General features: G+C 43.5%; 25 protein-coding genes and 2 pseudogenes. 8 read left to right on the plus strand and 19 right to left on the minus strand.

What is annotated here, in order from left to right:
• Window positions 1-200: 200 nt before the first annotated feature.
• The 8 genes from GJB62_RS33875 to GJB62_RS37795 form a co-directional block, all read right to left on the minus strand.
• On the minus strand, window positions 201-344 hold the full coding sequence (locus tag GJB62_RS33875; protein ID WP_159402670.1) for a hypothetical protein: 144 nt from the start codon (window positions 342-344) through the stop codon (window positions 201-203).
• A gap of 172 nt (window positions 345-516) precedes the next feature.
• Window positions 517-1530, minus strand: a complete 1014-nt coding sequence (locus tag GJB62_RS33880; protein ID WP_114085658.1) for a MarC family protein — start codon at window positions 1528-1530, stop codon at window positions 517-519.
• A 148-nt stretch (window positions 1531-1678) separates the two neighbouring features.
• Window positions 1679-2719, minus strand: a complete 1041-nt coding sequence (locus GJB62_RS33885; protein WP_220186683.1) for a hypothetical protein — start codon at window positions 2717-2719, stop codon at window positions 1679-1681.
• A 26-nt stretch (window positions 2720-2745) separates the two neighbouring features.
• Complete coding sequence (locus GJB62_RS33890; protein WP_159402671.1) at window positions 2746-4071, minus strand: peroxidase; 1326 nt, start codon at window positions 4069-4071, stop codon at window positions 2746-2748.
• Between the two features lie 19 nt (window positions 4072-4090).
• Window positions 4091-4642 carry a hypothetical protein gene (locus GJB62_RS33895; protein ID WP_159402672.1) on the minus strand — a complete coding sequence of 184 codons (552 nt, stop codon included), beginning with the start codon at window positions 4640-4642 and terminating at the stop codon, window positions 4091-4093.
• Between the two features lie 39 nt (window positions 4643-4681).
• Entirely contained in the window at window positions 4682-4945 is a 264-nt protein-coding gene (locus tag GJB62_RS37785) for an IS1 family transposase (RefSeq protein ID WP_199346551.1), read from the minus strand.
• Window positions 4908-5084, minus strand: coding sequence for a hypothetical protein (locus GJB62_RS37790; RefSeq protein ID WP_199346549.1), 177 nt, complete (start codon window positions 5082-5084; stop codon window positions 4908-4910). Before GJB62_RS37790 ends, GJB62_RS37785 begins: the two co-directional genes overlap by 38 nt.
• Before the next feature lie 21 nt (window positions 5085-5105).
• On the minus strand, window positions 5106-5336 hold the full coding sequence (locus GJB62_RS37795; RefSeq protein ID WP_245246313.1) for an IS1-like element transposase: 231 nt from the start codon (window positions 5334-5336) through the stop codon (window positions 5106-5108).
• Between the two features lie 311 nt (window positions 5337-5647).
• Here GJB62_RS37795 and GJB62_RS37800 point away from each other — a divergent pair.
• A pseudogene (locus GJB62_RS37800) lies at window positions 5648-5874 on the plus strand (IS4 family transposase); the annotation flags it as partial.
• 199 nt (window positions 5875-6073) lie between these two features.
• Here GJB62_RS37800 and GJB62_RS33905 read toward each other — a convergent pair.
• Entirely contained in the window at window positions 6074-6391 is a 318-nt protein-coding gene (locus GJB62_RS33905; protein ID WP_159402633.1) for a type II toxin-antitoxin system RelE/ParE family toxin, read from the minus strand.
• The gene (locus tag GJB62_RS33910) at window positions 6388-6654 is read right to left on the minus strand and encodes a prevent-host-death family protein (RefSeq protein ID WP_114085662.1); all 267 of its coding nucleotides are present in this window, start codon (window positions 6652-6654) and stop codon (window positions 6388-6390) included. Before GJB62_RS33910 ends, GJB62_RS33905 begins: the two co-directional genes overlap by 4 nt.
• Window positions 6655-6667: 13 nt before the next feature.
• Here GJB62_RS33910 and GJB62_RS33915 point away from each other — a divergent pair, with 13 nt between their 5' ends.
• Window positions 6668-6847, plus strand: coding sequence for a hypothetical protein (locus GJB62_RS33915; protein ID WP_147262590.1), 180 nt, complete (start codon window positions 6668-6670; stop codon window positions 6845-6847).
• Between the two features lie 485 nt (window positions 6848-7332).
• A complete protein-coding gene (locus GJB62_RS33920; protein WP_159402634.1) occupies window positions 7333-8838 on the plus strand; it encodes an FAD-dependent oxidoreductase in 1506 nt (501 codons plus the stop codon).
• A 28-nt stretch (window positions 8839-8866) separates the two neighbouring features.
• Here GJB62_RS33920 and GJB62_RS33925 read toward each other — a convergent pair whose 3' ends face one another.
• Both GJB62_RS33925 and GJB62_RS33930 read right to left on the minus strand, forming a co-directional pair.
• Window positions 8867-10102: an AIPR family protein gene (locus GJB62_RS33925; RefSeq protein ID WP_114081261.1), complete on the minus strand. Its 1236-nt coding sequence runs from the start codon at window positions 10100-10102 to the stop codon at window positions 8867-8869.
• Window positions 10103-10289: 187 nt separating this feature from the next.
• Window positions 10290-10533, minus strand: a pseudogene (locus tag GJB62_RS33930) (zinc ribbon domain-containing protein); the annotation flags it as partial.
• Window positions 10534-10549: 16 nt separating this feature from the next.
• Here GJB62_RS33930 and GJB62_RS33935 point away from each other — a divergent pair.
• Window positions 10550-11137 (plus strand): Uma2 family endonuclease, encoded by a 588-nt coding sequence (locus GJB62_RS33935; protein WP_109012796.1) that lies wholly within the window; start codon window positions 10550-10552, stop codon window positions 11135-11137.
• Window positions 11138-11527: 390 nt separating this feature from the next.
• Here the strand turns inward: GJB62_RS33935 and GJB62_RS33940 are convergent, their stop codons facing one another.
• From GJB62_RS33940 to GJB62_RS33960, 5 genes are all read right to left on the minus strand, one after another.
• The gene (locus GJB62_RS33940) at window positions 11528-11779 is read right to left on the minus strand and encodes a hypothetical protein (RefSeq protein WP_114081260.1); all 252 of its coding nucleotides are present in this window, start codon (window positions 11777-11779) and stop codon (window positions 11528-11530) included.
• A 92-nt stretch (window positions 11780-11871) separates the two neighbouring features.
• Window positions 11872-12822: an RpoD/SigA family RNA polymerase sigma factor gene (locus GJB62_RS33945; protein ID WP_159402673.1), complete on the minus strand. Its 951-nt coding sequence runs from the start codon at window positions 12820-12822 to the stop codon at window positions 11872-11874.
• 91 nt (window positions 12823-12913) lie between these two features.
• Entirely contained in the window at window positions 12914-15160 is a 2247-nt protein-coding gene (locus GJB62_RS33950) for an ATP-dependent RecD-like DNA helicase (RefSeq protein ID WP_159402674.1), read from the minus strand.
• Between the two features lie 256 nt (window positions 15161-15416).
• Window positions 15417-16589, minus strand: a complete 1173-nt coding sequence (locus GJB62_RS33955; protein WP_114083930.1) for a ParB/RepB/Spo0J family partition protein — start codon at window positions 16587-16589, stop codon at window positions 15417-15419.
• Window positions 16589-17416: a ParA family protein gene (locus GJB62_RS33960; protein WP_104899617.1), complete on the minus strand. Its 828-nt coding sequence runs from the start codon at window positions 17414-17416 to the stop codon at window positions 16589-16591. The genes GJB62_RS33955 and GJB62_RS33960 overlap by 1 nt, the downstream gene beginning before the upstream one ends.
• A gap of 288 nt (window positions 17417-17704) precedes the next feature.
• Between GJB62_RS33960 and GJB62_RS37805 the strand changes: the two genes are divergently transcribed.
• From GJB62_RS37805 to GJB62_RS33980, 4 genes are all read left to right on the plus strand, one after another.
• Window positions 17705-18388, plus strand: a complete 684-nt coding sequence (locus GJB62_RS37805) for a hypothetical protein (RefSeq protein ID WP_245246315.1) — start codon at window positions 17705-17707, stop codon at window positions 18386-18388.
• 49 nt (window positions 18389-18437) lie between these two features.
• Window positions 18438-18953 (plus strand): hypothetical protein, encoded by a 516-nt coding sequence (locus tag GJB62_RS33970; protein ID WP_114083931.1) that lies wholly within the window; start codon window positions 18438-18440, stop codon window positions 18951-18953.
• Window positions 18954-19365: 412 nt separating this feature from the next.
• Complete coding sequence (locus tag GJB62_RS33975; protein WP_114083932.1) at window positions 19366-20325, plus strand: ParM/StbA family protein; 960 nt, start codon at window positions 19366-19368, stop codon at window positions 20323-20325.
• Between the two features lie 5 nt (window positions 20326-20330).
• Window positions 20331-20621, plus strand: coding sequence for a hypothetical protein (locus GJB62_RS33980; protein ID WP_114083933.1), 291 nt, complete (start codon window positions 20331-20333; stop codon window positions 20619-20621).
• A 130-nt stretch (window positions 20622-20751) separates the two neighbouring features.
• Here the strand turns inward: GJB62_RS33980 and GJB62_RS33985 are convergent, their stop codons facing one another.
• Both GJB62_RS33985 and GJB62_RS33990 read right to left on the minus strand, forming a co-directional pair.
• Entirely contained in the window at window positions 20752-21435 is a 684-nt protein-coding gene (locus tag GJB62_RS33985) for a hypothetical protein (RefSeq protein ID WP_159402675.1), read from the minus strand.
• 228 nt (window positions 21436-21663) lie between these two features.
• Window positions 21664-22005 (minus strand): hypothetical protein, encoded by a 342-nt coding sequence (locus tag GJB62_RS33990; protein ID WP_114083935.1) that lies wholly within the window; start codon window positions 22003-22005, stop codon window positions 21664-21666.
• Between the last annotated feature and the right edge of the window lie 161 nt (window positions 22006-22166).

Below are 22166 nucleotides of genomic sequence, written 5' to 3' on the forward strand. Positions count from 1 at the left end.
TAATCATTGGGTGGGGGAAGAAGCTGCCGTCGGCAGCTTCTTCCCATTCTCTTTATTAATGAGACAAGGGTGAGCCTTGCTCACCCTTGTCTCCCCCTAACTATACGATTATCATTCTTACAACTCATGTCTCAAGTATGAAGTATATCTTGTCCTAAGTGCTTCTGAAGTATTTCGTGACCGTTTGGCTAAATTATCGTTCAAATCACAACAAGGGCTTCTTTGAGGATTATTGTCTCATCCTCTAATTGTGCTAAGGTTAATATTTTTTGAATTTCTTGCAGATTTTGACAAGAAATCGCTTCTATCAACTGCTGTTTTAGGAGTTCATTTTGCGAATTCATTTATCTCAATGCTCAACAGTACTTCAGTGCGTTAACTATTGTATAGTGACTAATTAAATTACGTTGAGACAAATCCGTGTCATCGAGTTCAGCCTTACCCACTTTAGGCTTGCAACAAAGCCGTGTTGATGTAGGTTGTAAACTCCCAGTGCTACTTCTCCTCCACAATGCATCAGAAGCCAAACAAACGACGAAATACCAGTGCTTCAATCTCTAATCCAGTGATGATCCATTCAATCCCTAATGCCAACTGCAACACCCCCAACACAAAACCAAATATTCGCAGGGTGATAGGTTTGAGGAATGCCAGAATCGGTCGAGCTGCCAACATACCTATAAAATTCAGTAGCATGACCAGCACCAATGTGCCCAAAACCGCTAGCGGGTTAAAGCCAATTTCCTGGAATACTAACATCAACACCAGGGCGATCGCAATGCCAAAGGGCGGCAAAATGACGGGAAAGGTGAGGGGAGACACCACTAGTTTTAGGGAAGGCAGAGAAGAGTCTTCTGGAAGCGGGAGTGGTTGATACTGAGTGATTACCATGTTAAGCGCTACCAAAAATAGGAGAATTCCCCCAGCAATCAGCAACGAAGGCAATCGAATTTGCCAAACACGCACTATGTTTTGCCCAATAATCGCCACCAGTAAAATCACGATCGTTGCTAGGGCAGCACTGCGAAACGCTAGCTGTTGCCGCAGCGATCGATCGGCATTCTGAGTAAGCTGTACAAACGGCGGGATAACTTTGATTGGTCCTAGCGTCACAAAGAAAATGATGAATAGATTGAATACTCCAAATGGGGACTCGATCGATGTGCGGGCAATGCGATCGGCAAGGCGTTGTTTGGGCAAAACAATGGTGTCAGAGACATCTGGGGTATTGGGTGGGACAGTTGCGTCAGGAGATTGCGCGATGAGTGAGCTAACCAAAACCTCTGAAGATTGGCATTGTTGAACGTTAGCACCAGCCGGACAATCAACAGAATCAAATTGAGTAGTGGCTAGAGATGGAAGCGCCAGTTGCAGGGAGAGCGTTAGCAGGAAAAAGGTTAGTACACCAAATCCTCGCTGTGCTAATTTTGAGGAACCAAATCTGATATAGAAAATTGAATTTAGAAACGATTGCCAACAAAACATTAGCTGAAAAACATTTGAAAGTTTGAACAAGCGTTTGGTAGACACATCTTGTGGATTACATAATTTTCGACTAACTCATCGGCAATTAGCAGCTAGCTGCTGATCTGCGTGAAATTCAACTTCTCGCATCGTTTCATGCCCCGTCAAACAACGACTCCTTGAGGGCATAAAAGCGGAACATCGGGTAGAACATCTAGACATCGACTCGCAGTTTCGCCATATTCCGCCAAAAGTGTCCTAGACTCTCCGTGCCGCCGAATAGTGTGGTGAAAATGGTCGAGTCGGCGAGCAAAATATCGCCGCCACGGTTACCGTTCGGCGGTGCCCAGATGCACGTATTGAATTCCCGATTTCCCTCCGCCGTGAACGGATGCGGTCGGGAAAGATCGATCGGCTGCGTCGCCAGAACATGAATGGACTTCGTGTCCTCTGTCGTCAGCGCATAGTGGGGCAGATGCAGATGGAAGTTGAACGTGGTCACTCCATTCAGCAAACCCAGTTTGTCGAGATCCTTGTGGACGGTCAGGGGTGCGATCTGGTTGCTTCCTTGTACGACGGCAGGCCGGAGTCCAAACTGATTAAGTACGGGCACTTCGAGTTCTTTCATCAGCGATCGCGTGTACTGACCGAAGCGCTGCTGGCGCGGCACGAGTTCGTCGCCGTGATGCTTATACTCCATCTGGCGCTGCTGCATGTCACTCGTGAAGCCCACGTCATGGTGCGGCGCAAGGAGCAGGCACGTGCCTTCCCGGTTAAGCCACTCCCGGATCGCGTCGATTTCTCCCTTCTCGGCCTCTTGCTCGGATACGAGGTGATCCAGACCGAACACCATCAATGTATCCGTGTCTGCCAGAATTCTTTCATCAATCAGGAGTTTGTAACCTGCCTGGTCAATGCGTTGGTAAACGGCGACCGGCTGCCCAGTAATCTCGCCCACGATTTGCTGAAAATCGATGGTTGATCGGTGGAATAGCTCCAGAGTACCAGCGATGCCCTGCAAGAAATTCATCTTATCCCACTCAGATCCCTCAAAGTTCGGCCAGCCGACCCGACGGACTTCGGTCATCGTCGAAAACCGATTATCCAATTCGGTCAGATCTCGGTTGGCTTCCCAAGGATAACTCCACGTCCAGTAAATGCTGAACCGACGTTTGTTCGGCGTGTACGGTCGCGGCACATGGTTCTGGTTGTACGTTCGCCCAACTCGATTGAGCTTGCTCATTTTCACCACCATTCCTTTTATTTGATCGGATTCTAAAGTTACCTGCCACTGCTCAGTGACGCCAGGTACCCAAGCGCCTTCAGTCCAGGCAGAAAGAAGTAAGCCCCACCCCGAACCGTGGTGAATGCCGGAATGCCCTTGATGGTTTTCCGGATTGGCCGCTTCGGGATCTTGAAGTCAAGGGTGCCGTCCTGCGTGCCGATAATCGGATCGCGCTCGTTGCCGAGTTCGTGGAAGTTCTTGTCATTCACCCACACGTTCTGCGCGAACTCGAACTGACGAATCAGGCTCGCGCAGATCACGAAGGCAGCAATGCCACGCTCTATCCTATCTTCCGGCGCATCTTCCGGGAGTGGTGGCCCGTAGGTCGCCCCACGACGGATCATCCGTCGCCGGTTCATGTTCGCCCCTGTATCACGAGGATTCAGGCGACGGATATGGGAGCCGAGGGGTACGGCATAGCCATGCGGGTCCATAGTCGCATAGTTGAAGTCGTTGTTGCGCTGCATATCCACGGCAAGTGCTGGATCGTCCTTGTCTGGGGACAGCACCAGCGGTGCGCCGCTGCGCCAGCGGCCCATCAACTTTGCTGCCACAAGTTCCTGCTCTTCCGGCGTCTGACCGTGCTGGCGCAAGAAGTCACGAAACTCGATGATATGCTCCTGTAGGCGTCGATAGGCCATGTAGCTACCGTTCCGAGAGAGGATCTCAGGTTGTGGCAGATTGGCTGGGGAACCGTATTCGTCTGGGTAGCCCAGGATGAACTCGCCCGCCTTCAGCGGCGCACCGGAACCGGGCGTCGGCTCTTCGCCCGATCCTTCGATGACTGGCTGCGAGAGCCGATCGCGGTAGCCGAAGTGGTCGTGTGCATAGTTGAAAGGCGGCGTTGCCTCCAGATCCAATGCCGAGAGCACTTCCACTCCCTCGCACTGCGCGACGAGTTGCTGGTGCTCCGCCTTGCAGCGATCGCGCTCTGCGTTATCGCGGGCAAAGAGAATCACAATTGCATGGAGATCCGGGCTAGCCAGACCTCCCACCCAATTGTCAGGATGATTCGCGCCGATGTCGCCGAGGATCTCCGCACGGGCCACCATGCCCTGCTTGAACTCCTCAGGAAACGTATCCAGCGATGCCTCATCCATACCCAGCGCCCGCAGTCCGTTCCAGGTGAAGGCCACGCTCACCCATCGGTTGTCCTGTTCGACCGAAGCACGAACCTCCGCAGACGACTGTACCTTTTCAAGAATGGCAGCTAGCCATGCTCGTCCACCAGCAGGGTTCCGGAACGATAGAAATTCATACCGTCCGGTGAGCGCAGGCACACGAGTCAACAGAATGTGCTGAATGTCGTCAAACTCAAGCATATCAAGTCCTCCTGATAGATTACTGCATCTGGTCAAGCATGTCGGAGAACGCCGCCTTGAGTTTGAGGGCTTTCTTGATTTCGTCGGAACTTACGTAGGGATACTCTCCGTATTCGAGGAAGCTTGGACACTGGTGCTCGCGGACGAATTGGATGAACGCCGGTGTGTTCGTCTTCCAGTCCTGGGGAAATCCCTCAAGATTCTCGAAAACAGTATTGATACCGTACTGTGAAAAGAGCGCAACGGCATCCTCAGTGTATTTGTCGAAGTCTGTGTCAAAAATGCCCTGGTACATGAAGTATGTGTCCTCGGCGATGTCAAACAGCACCCAGCGCAGGTAATGCAGCTTGAGCACAGCCAGACCGTCCGGCAAATCGGCGATGGTCTTCTCGAGCGTCTTCCCATATTCGCGGATGGTCTCCTCCGTACCAGGTTTGATTTTCGCGATAATCGTGAAGCCGTAGCACGCGGGAGTTTTGGGAAAAATCGGGCCGTATCTTCCCTGCTCCTGTTTGAAGACTCCCTCCTTCGGGATCGCCATGGCGGCGGGTTTCGTCCAATCGTTATGCATATCAATCTTCCTTTCTTAGGTGGTGTTATTAAACTGTTGTTAGACGTTTAAGCCAAACTCGTAGCGATTGATAAAGAGCCCAATAACCAAGTCATGCATTTCCTCAGTCTTAGAAAAGTAAATTGTCTTTCTAGCCAGTCGCTTAAGCCGAGTTCTTAAATTTAGATGTTTATGTTCAATTATTTGAGTCTTTCTCTTGCAAATCTCATGTTTTTCTGGAGGTAAATGCCATTCATCAACTCCCCAACCATCTGTACAGTATTTCCTAACACCAAATGGCTCTAATAAATTTTTTAGCTTCAGAAATACTTAGTCTTGCGCGCTGTCCAAATGCGTAAGCTAAAACTTTTACTGTCAGACGCTCGATAGCACCTACGTAACTCCACATTTCATCTAGTTCAGACTCTTCAATCCCTTCCAAGGCTTCTTCTTCCACTTCCACCAGCTTGATTTCTACCTCCACTTATTCGGATTGAATAGTTGGCAACAATTTTTGATTCACCGATCCAATTTGGGAAATTTTTTTTAATTCTCTGATTACTATTGCCGGGCTAATATGCAACACTCGCGCAATATCGCGAACTCCATTGCCATTGAGTTTCATCTCTATAATTTGATGCTTAACTTGTCTAGTCCGTCTAGGCTGTCTTGTATTGATAAAAATATCCGGCGCAGGCACTCCCGATTCTGGCACAGGTAACGTTGCTTACCCTCTGGAAGATTTACCGTGTTTAATAATATCTGATGAGCGACAATCAGGACATAGCACAGGAAGCAAGACGGTTATAGGACGGACTTAAATCACTTATTTAACTTAACCCCAGCTTCTATTATTACAGTATTCCAACAGTTTGATAACATTACCAACGGATCTATACTTTTCGGTAGATACAAATCACCTTGAGGGGAGACACAAGACCCCGGAATATTTACAGGCTAAAGAATGTGGCAAATTATGGTAAAACAAAAAGAGCCTTTATTTGCAATAAGTTCTAATTAATGACAATATTACCGGAATTCTACGAAATACACCTGAAGCGGAAACTAGGACGTGCCGAATATTTATTCATAAAAATTCTGATTAATTTACTATAGTCTATTAAAACTGTTAGCCTTGAAGCGTTGGCTACTGGTTTACATATACCAATATTTTTGAAAGTAGAAGAAAGGAAATTCAACGATTTTTATCTTTAAATTATATAAATGTTGAAGAGATATGGTTTCCAATTATTACAGGGCGGCCACATCAGAGCAAAGGCAGTAAAGTAGTTAATCTTTCCCTTTCTGCGTCTGTGATGTTACTTGGAAGACTCATCCCTGCTGGGTGTTTGGTTCTTAACATGTCTACCATGTCGTGCAAGTCCTGATCTTCAAGGCACTCCCCCCTGATTACAGAAGCTCAGACTTCAGCCGGAGGCAAGTCTGAGTAGTTCACTCGGATTCTTCACCTAGATCAGATTGGCGACTGTTGCGAACATGAAGAATTGCTACAGTATTTTCTGACACGAAAAATAAAACTCGATATTTTCTTCGTTTTCCAACCCAAAGTTGCCGAATTTCACGACCAATCACTGGTGCTTCTGGTGCTATGCTACACCGATTAGGAAATTCTTTCAGTGAAGCGATAGCGTCAAGAAGCTCATAATACCAGCTATTGGCTACTTCAGCACTCAGATTGTCGCACATCCAACGATAGGATGTTTCGATTTCTTGAAAGGCAGTGGGTTGAATGAGAACCTGGTAACTCATGGGCGAGGCGGAATGCCTAGTTTTTGTTCTAGGGCTGCCAAGGCTTGGTCGGACAGAATTCCTTCACCCTGCTCAAACTCATCTAGTCCTTTACGAATACCTACTATTGCTTCTAGATAATCAATGCGTTCTAAGAGTTCTCTATATGTGGCTAGTGGATGTTTTGGAGATGTTTTGAGTGATTTCAAAAACCCAAGTAGATCCTCTAGTAGTTCGTTTGGAGTGTTGTCAATTTCTTGTAATAGCAATTCTTTGATCGTCATTACAGTTATATAGATGAGATTTCTGTTTCTAGTATGGCTAATTATAGCTAGAAGTGCAGACGATAGCACTTTAAACGTGTCGGTTCGCAGACTAATTGAAAAATCTCAACGAAATAATCAGGGTTCTGGCGTACCTTGTCGCAAGCCTACTGAAATAAGTAAAAATACCAACGATCATCATCAAGAAAAATAAATACTCATTGAAATACTTGTCGGATTTTTGGGAAAAGGCAAGAGGAAAAGGCAAACAAAAAACCTTTAAACTAGCCTCAGCAACCTTTGTCCAAAACCAAATTCTGAGTTCAAAATTGCATTATTCTCAGTTGTATTGATACTCATTGTAACTATACAACCATCTATTTTTAAAATCTTTAATAGTGTTGCAATCGCTACATTGTAGGTGGGTTATCTCTATTTTTTATATTATTATCTGTCTGATGGCTGATATATCTCTTCTAATTTCTCAAGCAAGCTTATCCATAAGATAGTTTTATTTTATATGCAAAAACGTCTACTTTAAAGATAAGTTTGAAAAGTATTCGTATAAATCAGAATTGAAAAATGAAGTGGCACATTATCCCTTGTTGAAGCAAAACTAACTATTTCAGTCTGACCTTTATTTTGAAAGCTAACTCTGTGATCAAAGAATTGGATTTATCGAACACTATCTCAAAAAATATGCCTAATATATCAGGAAAGCACATTTCTTACTGGATTGACTCAACACCCACAGCTAATTTTCCACCACTTATCAATAATCTATCTGTGGATGTTGCAATTGTCGGTGCAGGTATTGCAGGAATCACTGCTGCAACATTACTTAAACGCGCAGGTAAAACCGTTGCCGTAATTGAATCGCAACAAATATCTACTGGTGTTAGCGGTCATACTACAGCCAAAGTTACCTCACTTCACCAATTGATTTATGCCGATTTGATTAAAAATCATGGTGAAAAAAAGGCACAGATATATGCACAGTCAAACCAAGCAGCACTAGAATTCATTGCTAAAACAGTTACCGAACAACAAATCGACTGTGATTTTAGTCGCCAAAGTGCCTATACTTTCGCAGAAACTGAAGATCATCTCAAGGACATTGAAAAAGAGGTAGAAGCAGCACTAAAAATCGGACTACCCGCCACATTTGTTCGTGAAACTTCCTTGCCCTTTCCTATTGTTGGTGCTGTTAAGTTTGACAACCAAGCACAATTTCATTCTCGCAAATACCTCTTACACCTGATCAAGCAGATTCCTGGTAATGGAAGTTACGTATTTGAAAATACAAGAGTACTCAAGGTCGATGAAGATAATCTTTGTCAAGTTACTACTGACAAGGGAATTATTCAGGCACAAAATGTCATAGTTTCAACCAATATTCCCATTACCGATGAAGGATTATTCTTTGCTAAAACTTACCCCAAACGTTCTTACATCATTGGTGCGCGGATTGCAGAGCAGAAAGCACCTGTGGGAATGTACATCGGTTCAGGAGAAAAATACTACTCTATTCGCACTACTCCTGACAAGAATGGCTTATTGCTACTTGTTGGTGGCGGCGGTCATCAAGTAGGAACAGTGGAGAATACTGAAGAAAAATATCTAGATTTAGAAAATTATGCCCGTTCTCGCTTTGATATCGATTCCATTGACTATCGTTGGTCTACTCAGGATTTTGTATCTTTTGACAAGATACCTTATGTAGGAAAATTAACTCCTCTAAGCAAGCATACCTTTGTGGCAACTGGGTTTAGTCTGTGGGGCATGACTCAAGGAACCTTGTCTGGAATGATACTTTCAGACCAGATTTTAGGCATTGAAAATCCTGCGGCTGATTTGTACGATTCAACCCGCGCCACTCCTTTTCTCACTCCACAAGGTATAAAGCAAAACTTGGAAGTTGGCGCTCATTGGGTAGGCGATCGCCTCAAGGGATTGAATAAATCTCTGCAAGATGTGGCTATCGGTGAAGGAAAACTAGTCACTGTCGATGGGGATAAAGTTGCCGCTTACCGAGATCAAACAGGAGAAATACACGCTGTTTCTGCGGTATGTTCTCACTTGGGTTGTGTTGTTGCTTGGAACAGTGCCGAGAAAAGTTGGGACTGTCCTTGTCATGGTTCACGTTTCAGTTGCAAAGGGGAAGTTTTACACGGTCCGACAGTGAAAGATTTAAAGAAATTTTAGCTTTAACTATTGCCTATTAAGGGTTTCATCATTTCTTATCTGCTTGCACACGCCTTTTTGTACCTTGTGTCACCTTCGGTTCTTCTGACTTACTGGAGTTGACCATTTTAACCAAGTGCTGATTTAGATAACTCTGCGCCGAAATGTACAAACTTTCCCAAATCTCTTGATTGCGGCTGATTTTTGTGCCGACTGTATTCCCTGCTGTTTTCTCCGACACCAAATATTTACGGAAATAGTTATTCCACAAGTGTTGGAGAAAATCTTCAGCAAATTCGTTAAACGGCAGAATCCATTTATAGTCCTTGTCCAAAAATACCCGATAGGACGCAATTATCGGTAATGCCAAGTCAGTTGGCGCACCAAACCCGAAAGAATATTTACTGTCCGGCAACAACGTCGTTTTACGTATATCAATTGATGCTAAATCGTTACTACCCTTTCTTCTGGGGTTGCTGATATGGTCTTGGATTATTTCATAAAGTCTTTGCTCTATCCACAGAGCATGAGTTAACAGAGGCAGTAAGGCGGTTAATCTTTCCCTTTCTGCATCTGTGATGTTACTTGGAAGACTCATCCCTGCTGGGTGTTTGGTTCGTTTATTGCCGTCGGGGTTGTATTTATTTCTGTCGAGGCAGTAAAGGAGCTTCAGCAAATGGGTAACATTGCACTGGGCATTTCTGGGAGCGCCGCTTTGATTCTGGTAATAGGCTATTCTAAATTTTCTATCTTCTGCTCTTTCTAACTGGGCTAGGTACTGCTTGATGAATTTGTAATCACCCCTAGCGTTGACTTTGGAGCGAGAATCTACTGGCGTTGTAGTATTTGAAGCTAGGGCTATGTCTTTGGCTGATTCTTCAGTCAGCCCGATGTGAATCGTAACTTTTACTCTGGCTTCGGTTAGGTCATATTTGTAATTTTTCGCTTGCTCAAAAGCTAAAACTGTATGCCCCCCATTAATAATGCCATCACTACCTCCCTCGTTAGCTTCTAAGACTTCTAGCTCTAGTTCAGTTTTGTTCTTGACAGGTTTAGTTTTATTGGCTGACAGAACGATTCCGCTATGACGAGAGAAGAATTTTTCGGGTTCGGTGGTCAGTGAATCGAACATTTGTCTGTAGGTCGCGCTTTTGCGGTTCGGTTCGCGGATGTTCGGTTCTAGTGGTAGGTCTATCGGGAATGAGTCTACATGGGCGGTGGCGATGATGCAATTGGGGTTGGCTTGAAAATAGTTGTCTATCTTGATGTTCCAAGTCTTGGGCATACAATGTGTGCAATTTCAGGGGAATTTCTATGTTAACCAAAACTAGGGTGCAAGGTCTTGGGTGTAATACCAAGATAAGATACCAAAAAACTGGACTGCCACCGATTGCCCTGCATGAAAAACTACGTTTTTTCGCAGCTACAGTTTGACATCCACCCCGCCGTAAATGGTCGGGGATTCCTAAGACTCACGACTTAGGTTTCTGTTTCTTTCCCTTTCGGCTACGCTCAAGGCAAGCCTTACGGGTATTTCGCAACTGCCCTTCAGCCTTAAGGCTGTCAGGTCTTATGTTCGCTCCACAGACTGAAACTGCGAGTCCCGCAGCCAAAATATTCTTACTTGCGTTAATATCTCTGTCGTAATTTATCCCACAGTTGGGGCAATTCCACTCTCTTGAATACAGATGGTAAGCTAGAAAGTACATAACAGTTAAATCGATGATGTCCCATGAACGTTGTCACACCAAAACGATTTACTATTGACGAATATCATCGGCTGATTGAACTGGAATTTCTAAAGGAGAGCGATCGCATCGAGTTGATTCGCGGAGAACTAATTCAGATGGTAGCCAAGGGCACACCTCATACAGTCTGCGGTTCTATTTTATGCCGCCAATTGGATCGGTTGTTGGGCGATCGCGCTGTGATTCGCGGACAAGATCCGATTACTTTGCCTTCGCAAAGTGAACCTGAACCAGATGTGGCGGTAGCACGTGGCAAAGACGAAGATTATCTCGCCCATCATCCTTATCCAGAAGATATTTTTTTAGTGATTGAGATTTCGGACTCAACCCTAGATTACGACCAAACAACAAAGTTAAAAATCTACGCAGAAGCCGCAATTTCTGATTATTGGATTGTCAACTTAAATGTTCGCCAACTTGAGCGTTATAGCCAACCCTATCAAAATGCTCAAGGTGAATTCAATTATCTCAGCAAGCAGATATCTTTACCACATCAGTCAGTAGCGATTCCTGGATTTGAAGATGTTTTATTAGACTTGAATCGGGTATTTCCCAAGGTTGTAAATGCCTAGAAATACGCAATTTCCCATTTCGCACCCAACATTTGAAACGTTGCAATGCAGCGTCTCTTAAGAGCAAGCACAGAAGACCAATGAGATTAAGGATTGCTTTCATACAATGAGATAATTGTTGAATTGTTGCATTAACAATCAAGTTTACTTTGGCTGTCTCCATACAAGGTTGTACTCTCTCTCAACAGCCGCCAGCAGCTTTGGCTGCAAGGATCACAAATACGGTTTGACAAAATCCCCAACCCTTGTAACAGCGAATCCACAGAAGAGTCACGGCTAGCCACTTCATGCAACTGCCGTAACCTCACACATAACTACCTGCTTCACTCACTTTCGTGCGATGGCGTAACTGCCCTCTGTTGGTGATCGCTCTTACCTCAAAACAAAAAATCACCCAGCTATATCCTTCCCACTCTTATAGTTCATCGCTCTAGGTTTCCTCTTGCCTATAGGGACTAATTTCGATTGCTTGGGCGCTTGTGGCGGACGACATCTTTCACAGTAGAGTGGTCGCACACCAAAAGTTTCTCGTTGTGTGGGTTGTTCGCACTGCTTACACACAAAGTTAAAAACGCGAGTATGAATTTCCCGTTTGTGCGCTCTGACGGTGTACTCTCGGACATCAATAGTTTTGCTGGGCATTGACTGATTACTGTTGTGGACTTACTTCTTTAATATAGTTTTTCGTCTTAGTTCTACAAGATCCGTGCATCATCTGACGAAAGTAATTCTACTTAATCAAATAAATACTCTTGCATGTCGCTTTGTCGATGGCGGAGAATACTTATCGCCTTGACCTGGATTTGACGAATCCGCTCTCGGCTGAGGTTTAGCTGTTGGCCAATCTGAGCGAGATTGAAATGCTGATCGTTCTCTAGCCCAAAGTTTAAAGTCAACACTTGACGCTGTATAGGTGTCAATGGTTCTAAGAATTTAGCTACATCTTGCGATAGAAGTTCTTGGCTAAGGAGTTTTTCTGGTGAAGCGGCATCGCTGGCTAAAATTTCGCCCAATTCTGTCTCTTTTTCATCTCCCACTTGTTTATTTAAAGAAATGGCTGTGCGAGAAGCAGTGAGATATTCTCGAAGCTTATCTGTGCTTATGTTTAATGCTGATGCAATTTCTTCGGCAGTGGCATGACGACCGAGTTTTTGAAAGCTTTCTCGCTGTACTTTCTTAATTTTGGTAAGTATTTCAGTGATATGAACGGGCAATCTAATAGTGCGCGATTGTTCTGCTATAGCGCGTGTAATCTCCTGACGAATCCACCAGTAGGCGTAGGTTGATAGCTTATACCCCCGGTTGGGATCAAACTTTTCTATACCCCTTTGTAAGCCAATTGCTCCTTCCTGAATCAAATCTAAGAATTCCAAATTGCGGTTCTGGTATTTCTTAGCAACAGAAACTACTAGTCGCAGGTTAGCTGTCACCATTTTTTGTTTAGCTTTTTGACCAAGGTGTAGTGCTGCTCGGATTTGTGTTTCGGTTTTTTCAACAGCATTGGCTAATTCTGTCATTGTTGGTTCCCGGTCTAGCTGTTGGATGAGTTCATTTTTAGATTGCTCAATGGCAATCATCTGTTGTACCTGCCTAGCATAAGCAATCTCTTCGTCTGGTTTTAATAAAGGATACTGACCAATTTCTTGCAAATAGATGCGAACCATATCGGAACTGAGGCTGGACATACAAACTCAACGCTTTTTTGAAAACTAGGGGATTCAAAAGTATAAATCAAATAGCTCAATAAAGTTTTCTATTTTGAAGAACCAAAACATCTCACCAATGCAGCCCTGTCTGAAGCAAGCGTTGCTGTAACCTTGTGTACCGCCGTTGGTCATAAGTAGAGCGCACCGCCAGAGATATCGCTTTTTTTGCTCCAACCACGATCACTAATTTCTTGGCACGGGTCAGCCCGGTGTAAAACAGGTTCCGGGTCAACATCATATAGTGCTGCATATAGATTGGCAGAACTATCACCGGATATTCTGAGCCTTGGCTTTTATGAATCGAAATGCTCCAGGCAAGGGCAATTTCATTCAGGTCAGCGTAATCGTAAACTACAGTCCGCTCACCATACAGTACTGTAACTTCTTGCTCGACAGTATCAATGCTTTGAATAATCCCCAGGTCGCCGTTGAAGACTTCGCGGTTGTAGTCGTTGGTCAACTGGATAATGCGATCGCCCTCGCGTAACAAATTCCCACCTCTGTTAATCTCCACCTTGCTGGGGCTGGGTGGGTTAATCAACTGCTGCAACACGGTATTAAGATTGCGAGTACCCACAACTCCCCGTGTCATCGGGCAAAGCACTTGGACATCAGTGGCAGGATTAAAACCTAGTCGAGGGAGCAAGTCTGTAATCAACTCGCAGATTGCTTGCACTCCATGTTCAGGCTGATGACCTCCACCATGCCAAATACAATCAGACACAGGATTGTCGGAGATTGGCTCGATTGTTGGGTACTGGCCCCGGTTGATTTGGTGAGCAGCAGTGATAATTGCACTTGTTTGAGCTTGGCGGAATACCTGAGTTAACCGCACTACTGGCACGCAACCAGAATTAATCAAATCAGCAAGTATTTGACCTGGGCCCACAGATGGTAGCTGGTCAATGTCACCCACCAACAATAGTAGAGCGCCAGCCAATACTGCTTTAACCAAGGAGTAAGCCAGAAACAAATCAAGCATCGAAGCTTCGTCAGCGATAATTGCCGTGTGAGGCAAAGGATTTTCGCTATCGCGCTTGAAACCCCTTGAGCGAGGGTCAAATTCTAACAAGCGATGTATAGTTTTTGCTTCAAGTCCTGTCATTTCATTTAAGCGTTGAGCAGCCCGTCCAGTGGGTGCAGCCAACGCAATAGATTTACCCATTGCTTTCCACAGGCTGACAATGGTGTGAGTTGTGAAGGTCTTTCCAACGCCAGGGCCACCAGTCAAAATCATGATTTTGGAGTAGGCTGCTGTTTCTACAGCTTGACGTTGCTGTTGTGAAAGCTGAATTTTACGGCTGGCTGTAAAGCGGTCAATCCAATCACGCACACGCTCAATGTCAGTGCCAACAGGATTTTCCAAGCGTTGGCGTATCAATTGAGCTAAATTCTGTTCCGTATGAAAGTAAGTCGGCTTATAGCAAAGTAGCCTTTTTTCTTCATCCCACTCTCTAATCAGTTCCTCTGCGAGAGCCATATCTTTAATAATGATCGCAACCGCTTCTTCTGTGGACTGATGAGATTCGGTAGTCAGCAGTTTGATTACCGAATCAATCAGTTCGCTTTGTGGCAGGTAACAATGACCATCTTCGGCAGCTTCACTTAGACAGTGGACAATCCCCGCACGATAACGAAATTCTGAGTCCGGTGCAATTCCGATATTTCTCGCAATCTTGTCAGCAGTTAGGAAACCAATCCCGTAAATGTCGGCTGCTAACTGATAAGGGTTCTTGGTAACAGTAGCAATCGCCTCATCTTTATATTGCTTGTAAATCTTCACAGCATAAGTGGTAGAAACGCCATGCCCCTGGAGAAATACCATTACTTCTTTGATGGCTTTTTGAGTTGACCAGGCGTTTTTAATGAGAGTGATTCGCTTTTTGGCAATACCCTGGACTTCAATCAGTCGTTCAATCTGGTTTTCGATAATGTCGAGCGTTTCTAAACCGAAGTGAGCGACGATACGCTTGGCTGTTACTGGGCCTACACCTTTAATCAGCCCACTGCCAAGGTATTTCTCAATTCCAGTGAGAGTGGCTGGTTTGGTTTCTTGGTAATTAATGACTTGGAACTGTGGCCCAAATTGGGGATGGTCACGCCAGAAACCAGTTAGCTGTAGAGTTTGACCTGGCTGAATATTAGCAAAGCTGCCGACAATTGTTGTGAGTTCGGTGCTACGGGGGCGGGTCAGTCTTGCCACTGTGTAACCCGATTCAGCAGAGTAAAAAGTTAAACGTTCTACGACTCCGGTGATTGTTTCGTGTTGAGGAAAGGCGTTTATTTGTTGAGGAGAAAGATTAGGAGGAGTGGACATTGCTTATCATCAGATGCCGCACATCATTATAATACTGGAATTCAGATGAATGTAGTACATAAATACTAATTAAACAGCCACTATTAGTATCATCTAAAACTCAACCTAATTTACCTTCATCACTTCTATTTGTTATAGTTCTAGGCTTATCTTTTTCTTGGGTGGGACTACTGCTGATTTTTTGGGTGCTTGAGGAGGGCGACAGCTTTTAGAGGTTTTCCGAAAAGTTAAAAAAATTTTCTCTGGAATTAACAGATTAACCTTTATTGGATAGCTCTATTCTTTTGTCAATTTCTTGTAGCTTACTTTGAAGAGCTTGACGAACTTCTTCAAGTTGATTGTGATGAAATTCCTCAAAATTAATAGAACGGATAGTTTTAACTGTTCTAATAACTTTTTTATTTTCATTACTTGAAATATTGGCAGATTTATACTGGCTTAGTGTCTCTTTAACTAAAGCTTTGGTTTGGCTCAAAGAAAGCCTTTCTTGTATGACTCTTTGGGCTAACTGAACCCTAATTTTTCGAGATTGAGCCTCATTAAGCTTTAGTTGAGTGGCAGAAAGCTTGTTCAATTCCCTAGCTTTACTGGCTTCTAGCCCTTCTTCTCGGATAGCAGATTTTAAATCTGTTGATAGTTTCAGCAAAGGAAAAATATTAGTATCAATAGAAGTAGGGTTAAGTTGTAATGCTAATATAACATCAAATATTTTCTGTTCTTCAGCACTTTTAAAGTCAACAGATTCTAACCACTGCCGTTGATTTTCCTGAGAAGCTATTCGGATCTCAGACAACTCCAAATTTTTACGATTACGCTCTAGTCGGCTCATAGCTGCGTTAAGTAGACGTGGAATGTTATCTTTCTGTTCTGACAACTCAGGATAGTCATATATGATTTGTTGAATTAAAGATTCTGCCAAGTCGAGAGTATTAAGATCCTCTCTATGCAAAGTTGTTGAAAGGGCTTGTCGATGAAGTTCACGATCATCTGCTTCGATCCCAGTAAGTAGAAATACAGCCTTTAGAGTATTCCATCCAATCTCAGGTGCAGATCGCCATCGTCTTTCTCCATCAAACAATAAGTATCTACCATTAGACAAAGGAATGAGAATTACAGGAGTATGCTGTCCTTGTTTTCTAAGGAGTTCAGCCATTCCCTGTATGCTAGCTTTAGTAAAAGTTTGTCTAGGCTGGCGAGGATTTCGATCAATCAAGTTAATTGGAACTTCTGAAACTCCTTGTTTGTCAGCTAATTCTGTAACTAGCTCTTGAATACGGGCTTCTAGAACAATTTTTTCTTCACTATCAACTTCCACGGCTCGAAGTTGATTAATTTCAGCTTCGAGTTCCTCAACTCGTTTAGTTAAATGATGAATTTTTTGTGATTGTCCTGCATTTGCAAACGCATTAGAAATATCTGGTTTTAGCATTAGTCCTGACTCATTAGCTCTATAATTTTGGTAACGATGGGGTCAAAGTCTTTAATAGCTTCACAAGCAGGTGCAAATAAATGAATGGGAAGCCCTACTCCACTCGCATTAATAAATTGGTTTGATTCTCTAATTGGCGGAAAACATGAAATTCCAAGCTCTTGTAACTGATTAGGGATTTCTTCTCCAATGTTTCGATGGGCGGCTACTTTCTTTATATTTACTTGTGATGGTACAAACCCTAATATTTTAGGCTCTGGTCGTAGTCGTAACTCGTTGATCTTGTCATAAAACCAATTAATCAAACCTGCTGAACCATACAAAGCTTTATATTCTAACTGCATTACAACCAATATGTCTGTCGCTGCGGCTAAAGCTACTAGACCCATAGGTTCCAGACCACCTGGGTTATCCAGAATAATAATGTCAGATTCAAGCGGATAGTCTTCTAAACGATCATGAAGCAGGTAATATTTTCTGGAATGAGAGTAAATTTTATGAATACTTTCTTCTAACGGAGCGCCGCCTAAAATAACATTGACATTATGGATTTTGTTTTCCCAAATAGGGAACAAAGGGTAATTGCCTTTGAAATCATCCCTGAAAACAGACGCTAGGGTTTTTTCAGGAGGAGGATCTTCAGTTTGTGAAAAAGCTCCCGTAAAGATTTTAAGAGAACCTAATGGGTCTAGTTCAATAACTGTGACTGAGTAACCTTTTTTGCCAAGGATGTACGCTAAATGTGTTACTAAAGTTGTTTTTCCAGTTCCACCAGCATTGGATTTAACATCTAATCTAATTTTTCTTTTAACTGCTTTCTTTTTCATAGCTCAAAAACTAAAGGCTTATGGAGTAACGTTACTCCACTTTTTGAGAAAATTCTAAGATCCTGCATGGAGTAATGCTACTCCATGCAGGATCTTAGTGTAATTTATCTAATTTTTATAAAAATGTTGCACTAAATATTAGCCGATTTATGCAAGGTCATCAATGACTGTAGAAGTTGAGTTTTAAAAGAATACTATATATGGCATCTACAAGTTGCCTTAAAAAGCAGAAGCAATAAGGATAGTTATAGTTACATTAAAAATAGTCTGTCAAAAACTTCGACTCCAATGAGCATAGAATCTACTAAGCGACCACCCAAGGCACAACAACCAAAACTGATCAAGCACATCCCTGCGGCTAAACAACCAGAGGTGCAGGATTTGACCAACAGTGATGCTCAAGTAGAACTATACCAAGATGTAGCAGAAACACCTGCTATTTATGCAGTCCTAAAAACAGTAGCTCAGTCAACCGAGAGTGCATCTAAACCAACAGAGAAACAAGAGCTATTTAGCCCTACCCCGGCTGATGACAAGTTGCCGGAAGAACTTACAACTGGCCAACAGCCCGGCCATGTCCCTGTCAATGAAAAACCCATAAAGCCGCCAAAAGTTGAGCCGCAGGTGACTGGCAAGCGCAACAAGAAAAAAATAGATTTACCACCAGCAGCCAAACCTCATATACCCTTTCAAGACCGCCCCGAAGAACCAGAATTACCGCCAGAACCCTGTCAGCACATGCAATTCCTGGATTGCAACTCGGAGGTAGGGCGTGTGATATTCGAGTGCTACCATTGCAAACAGGGGATAATCAGCGAGTACACTGGAGATCCCGTAATGGGCGAGTACAAAGGACGACCTTCAGTGATTTTCACAAAGGTAAAATGCCCTAACTGTGAGCAAACAGCCATTAGGCTGCAAGCAAGGGAAGTGCTTTCGATTACGACGATACCTTCACCTTGGCAGGAATGATGGCACACTCCCTCTTCAAGAGTGATTAGTAAGAGATATTCGATTGATAATGCAAAAGTTGAAAATTTTACCCTTAATAATAACTGCACTAACGGCACTGACACTAACTAGTTGCAGTACTACTACTGCTGAACAGTATGAAGCTACAGCACTCACCAGTTACTCCTGGCAAGTCAAGTATGCGAATGACCTAACTAGTCAACCACAGCCACGCATTAAAACCTTTGCAAATACTTCAGTGGTGAATCGGAATGGATTGAAACCACCAGGAGCAGTTGTTGGCCCAGACGACCGAGGGTTATGGTGGCCTACTTTACCGCCGCGACCAAGTGTTGATGAAGTTGAACAACACAAAAGACCTCAAGAAGAGGCTGGAAAACCTGAATTAGTGAAAGATGTAAAGTACAAACTGACTTATGGAGTGGGTAATTCTCAGCAGACACTACCTACTAATTATGATGTTTATCGACAAGTGGTAAAAGCTTACCCCCAAAAAACTCCTTTGGAATTGACTTTGGGTGTGAATGATAATTCAGTAGAGAAAGCTGAACCTGTAAGCAAGTAATAACGCACTCGTTACCTAGTCAGCAAGCAGTTATAGATCAAGACTGAATTGCTTTTCAATAAAATATTGACAGTAAAGTATAAATCAAAGAGTCAACGATTATCTAAATTAATTTCTGCTGCGTTGATCGAAAAGATTTCAAAAAAAATCATGGGGGCTATATGGGGGCTGTGTGTACCCCAAGATTATTTAGAGGCTTGAGCAAAATTTGACTCCCACATGGGGGCTATATGGGGGCTATATGGGGTATATCAGATTGAGTGAGGTTTTACCCCACTTAGCCCCCAAGAGGTTATGATAATTTTTTGACGCTGAAGAAAAAAAGAGTAGTTATTTTATTCATCTCTTCTCTGCTCCCCACTTCACCTGAACAGATAACTTTCACAAATCAAAATCTATTACCTTTCTCTTTATGTCTAACATTCACACCTTGCAAAAAATTTTTCCTGCTGGCTTTGACAACGGTTATGGAAGCCTAAAACTTTTAGTCGATGGGTTTGAAGTAGTTCGTGTCCCCAGCTATATAACCAATGCCGAGATGGAAGACGTACCAGGGAGGGTCGTTTTTAACGGTACTGCTTACACAGTTGGAGAATCAGCTTTCCGTACAGGAAATTATTTTGACCGAAACACTGATAACAATGAAAACAAAGTCAACAACGCACTGTTGACATTATTCGGTGCATTAGCACATCTTCCACACCGTAAGGCTTGGCATTTAAAATTAGTCGTCAGCTTACATGATGTTGGTCTAGCTAACGAACTACAAAAAGTACTAAACGGAGAATATCAGCCAATACTTGCTGGCAAACAATCAGATGTGAAGATCGAAGTCCTGAAAGTTGTGCTAGAAGGGATGGGTGCATTGTTTGGGCATCAACTACCAAAAAAATTAACCATTTTAGATTTTGGCAATGGCACAACTCTGTATTCTCGTTACAACCAAGGGAAACGAGAAGTTCACACCGCCTACCCCACAGGTGTAGAAGTTCTCATCAATGATATTTCCCAAAAGATGAAGCATTTAAATGGCGGAAAAATCGGGGATGCCTCCAAGATCCGATTTTGTCTGGAAATGGGGCATACTCGTTACAGCCGGGACATTGATATCAAAGATGTTTACAGCGCTTGCTTAAAAGATTGGTATGAAAAATACTTGAAGAAAGTGGTGAATCTGACGCTTGATGCTAAACACCAAGGGGATGAAATCTGGGCGATAGGTGGAGGCTGCCTCTTACCTGGATTTAAGAAGCTTTTAGAGAAGAACGGTTTCAAAATTCTGGATAATCCGGTGGAAGCTAATGTTTCTGGGCTTTTAGAGATGGCAAAAGCCATCAGCAGCAAGAATTCGCCTACTACATCTATTAAGTGATCACAATGACAGAAAAATTTGACTTAGCTCCGATCAAAATTCGGCTTAAAGAAAACTATCGAGAACGCATATTTACAGAGTCCCAACAACTAGGTAAAAGTTACCTGGAAACGCTTTACTTTATAATTGACTGCTATTTTGTTTTCATCAAGGCTGGATTAGCCACACAACAAGTAGCTTTCACGCCGATTACTACTGACGAGAACAGACTTCCTTCAATGACTTCAACTCCATTTGCACAAGAGAAAGAAGAAGATTCTTCAAGCGAAACCTTCAGCCTCGATTTTGATTTATAGCGGTCAAATGAAGTTGGAAACGGTAAAGAAGGGGAATTAGCCTGTGCCATTCCATCAGTAACAGCTAATTCATTAGCGTAGGCGTACCCCGCCGCAGGCATCGCTTACGGTCATCCCCGTCAGCACAAAGTTATTCCTCCTCCTCGTCATATTCATAATCAGCATAGTCTTTCCCGTGTTGTTCGTACCACAGGCGTTCTTCCTCTTGAGCCGCCTCTGGCTGTATCCTTTTCCGCTCTGCCATCTCTGCTTCTAGGCGTTCTTGCGCTAATTTCTCCTTCTCAATTCTTTCTTTCAAAAGCCTTTCTCGCTCTTGGGTTTCTTGTTCTACCCTCTCCCTCTCAAGTCTGATTAATCGCTGCTCAACTCGTCCACAGTAAAAATCTAATGCCTTACCCGTCGCCGCTCCAGTACAGGTACCACCCACTAGAAATATGAGTCCGGTTCTCCAGCCTTCAATCAGGCCACCGCTCCATTGCAAACTTTTTTGGTTAAACCATACCAGCACAGAGAAGACAGAAATTCCAACTACTGTATTGATGAGCGCAAAAACTCTTGGTATCATTTCAGTCTGTCGTAGGATCAACCACTGTCCCAGCCAAAGTATTGCACCAAAGATCACCGCAGCGATCGCACTCATGACCAAATGATCTGGATATCTGAACGGATCTAATGCCATGTTAATGATCAATGGCACAAATATCAGCAGACAGAGCAAAAAGCCAATGAATAAGCCAGCAACACTTATCAGGCTCCAGTAGCGACCGAGATAACCGAGGCGGAATTCTAGTATCCACTCTTGTACTGGAAGCATTGTTATGTAAAACGCGATTCCTGCACTAACGTAATCGAGCATTGGCAGTTGTTTTACCTTTATATTTAGCGTATTTGGTATAACCGTGCCAAAACAGACAAGAAAGATACTAACCTAAGACGAATTAAAGCGATTATTGCTCAAAGGTTTCTCGCTGCCTGCGATCGCCTAGCCAATAATTAAATTCGCCTTACTTCAATTTCACCAGGGGTCTACTGCTTACGTATCTCAAGAATTATTTCTAATCAACTGCAACAAGATTGACTCAAGGCTTTGTAGTGCAGCGTTAGTAGTGCGCTGATGTTCCTTGAATGCTTGTAAATGCTCCTCTGCTTGCTGCTGGTGTGACTCAAAGTTTCGCTGATGTTGTTCGTGACTATCACGTAATTCAAGTAACACATCATCCAAAATTGCACTACGACCCAGAACACGGTCAACGTTACTGGTAAGCTCTCTCATTTCTTGACTGAGTACATCCAGTTGTGCTTGCGTGTTTGCTTGTCTTTCAGCTACACCCAAGATTATTTGCTCAATACGGTCTAGTCGGTTAGGGAAAGGTGCGTCGGTCATTTTTCTTGTGTTTAACTTCTATAATTTTACTTCTATAACCGGGTTTAAGATTTGCAGCGCTCCAATTCAGGTGGTAAAGGTCTACTATTAATAATTCATTCATTTGCCCGTAAACCAAGTTTGGCACGAAATTCTTTGGCGTATTTTGCGGGAAGAATTCA

It is taken from the genome of Nostoc sp. ATCC 53789, assembly GCF_009873495.1.
GTDB lineage: Bacteria > Cyanobacteriota > Cyanobacteriia > Cyanobacteriales > Nostocaceae > Nostoc > Nostoc muscorum_A.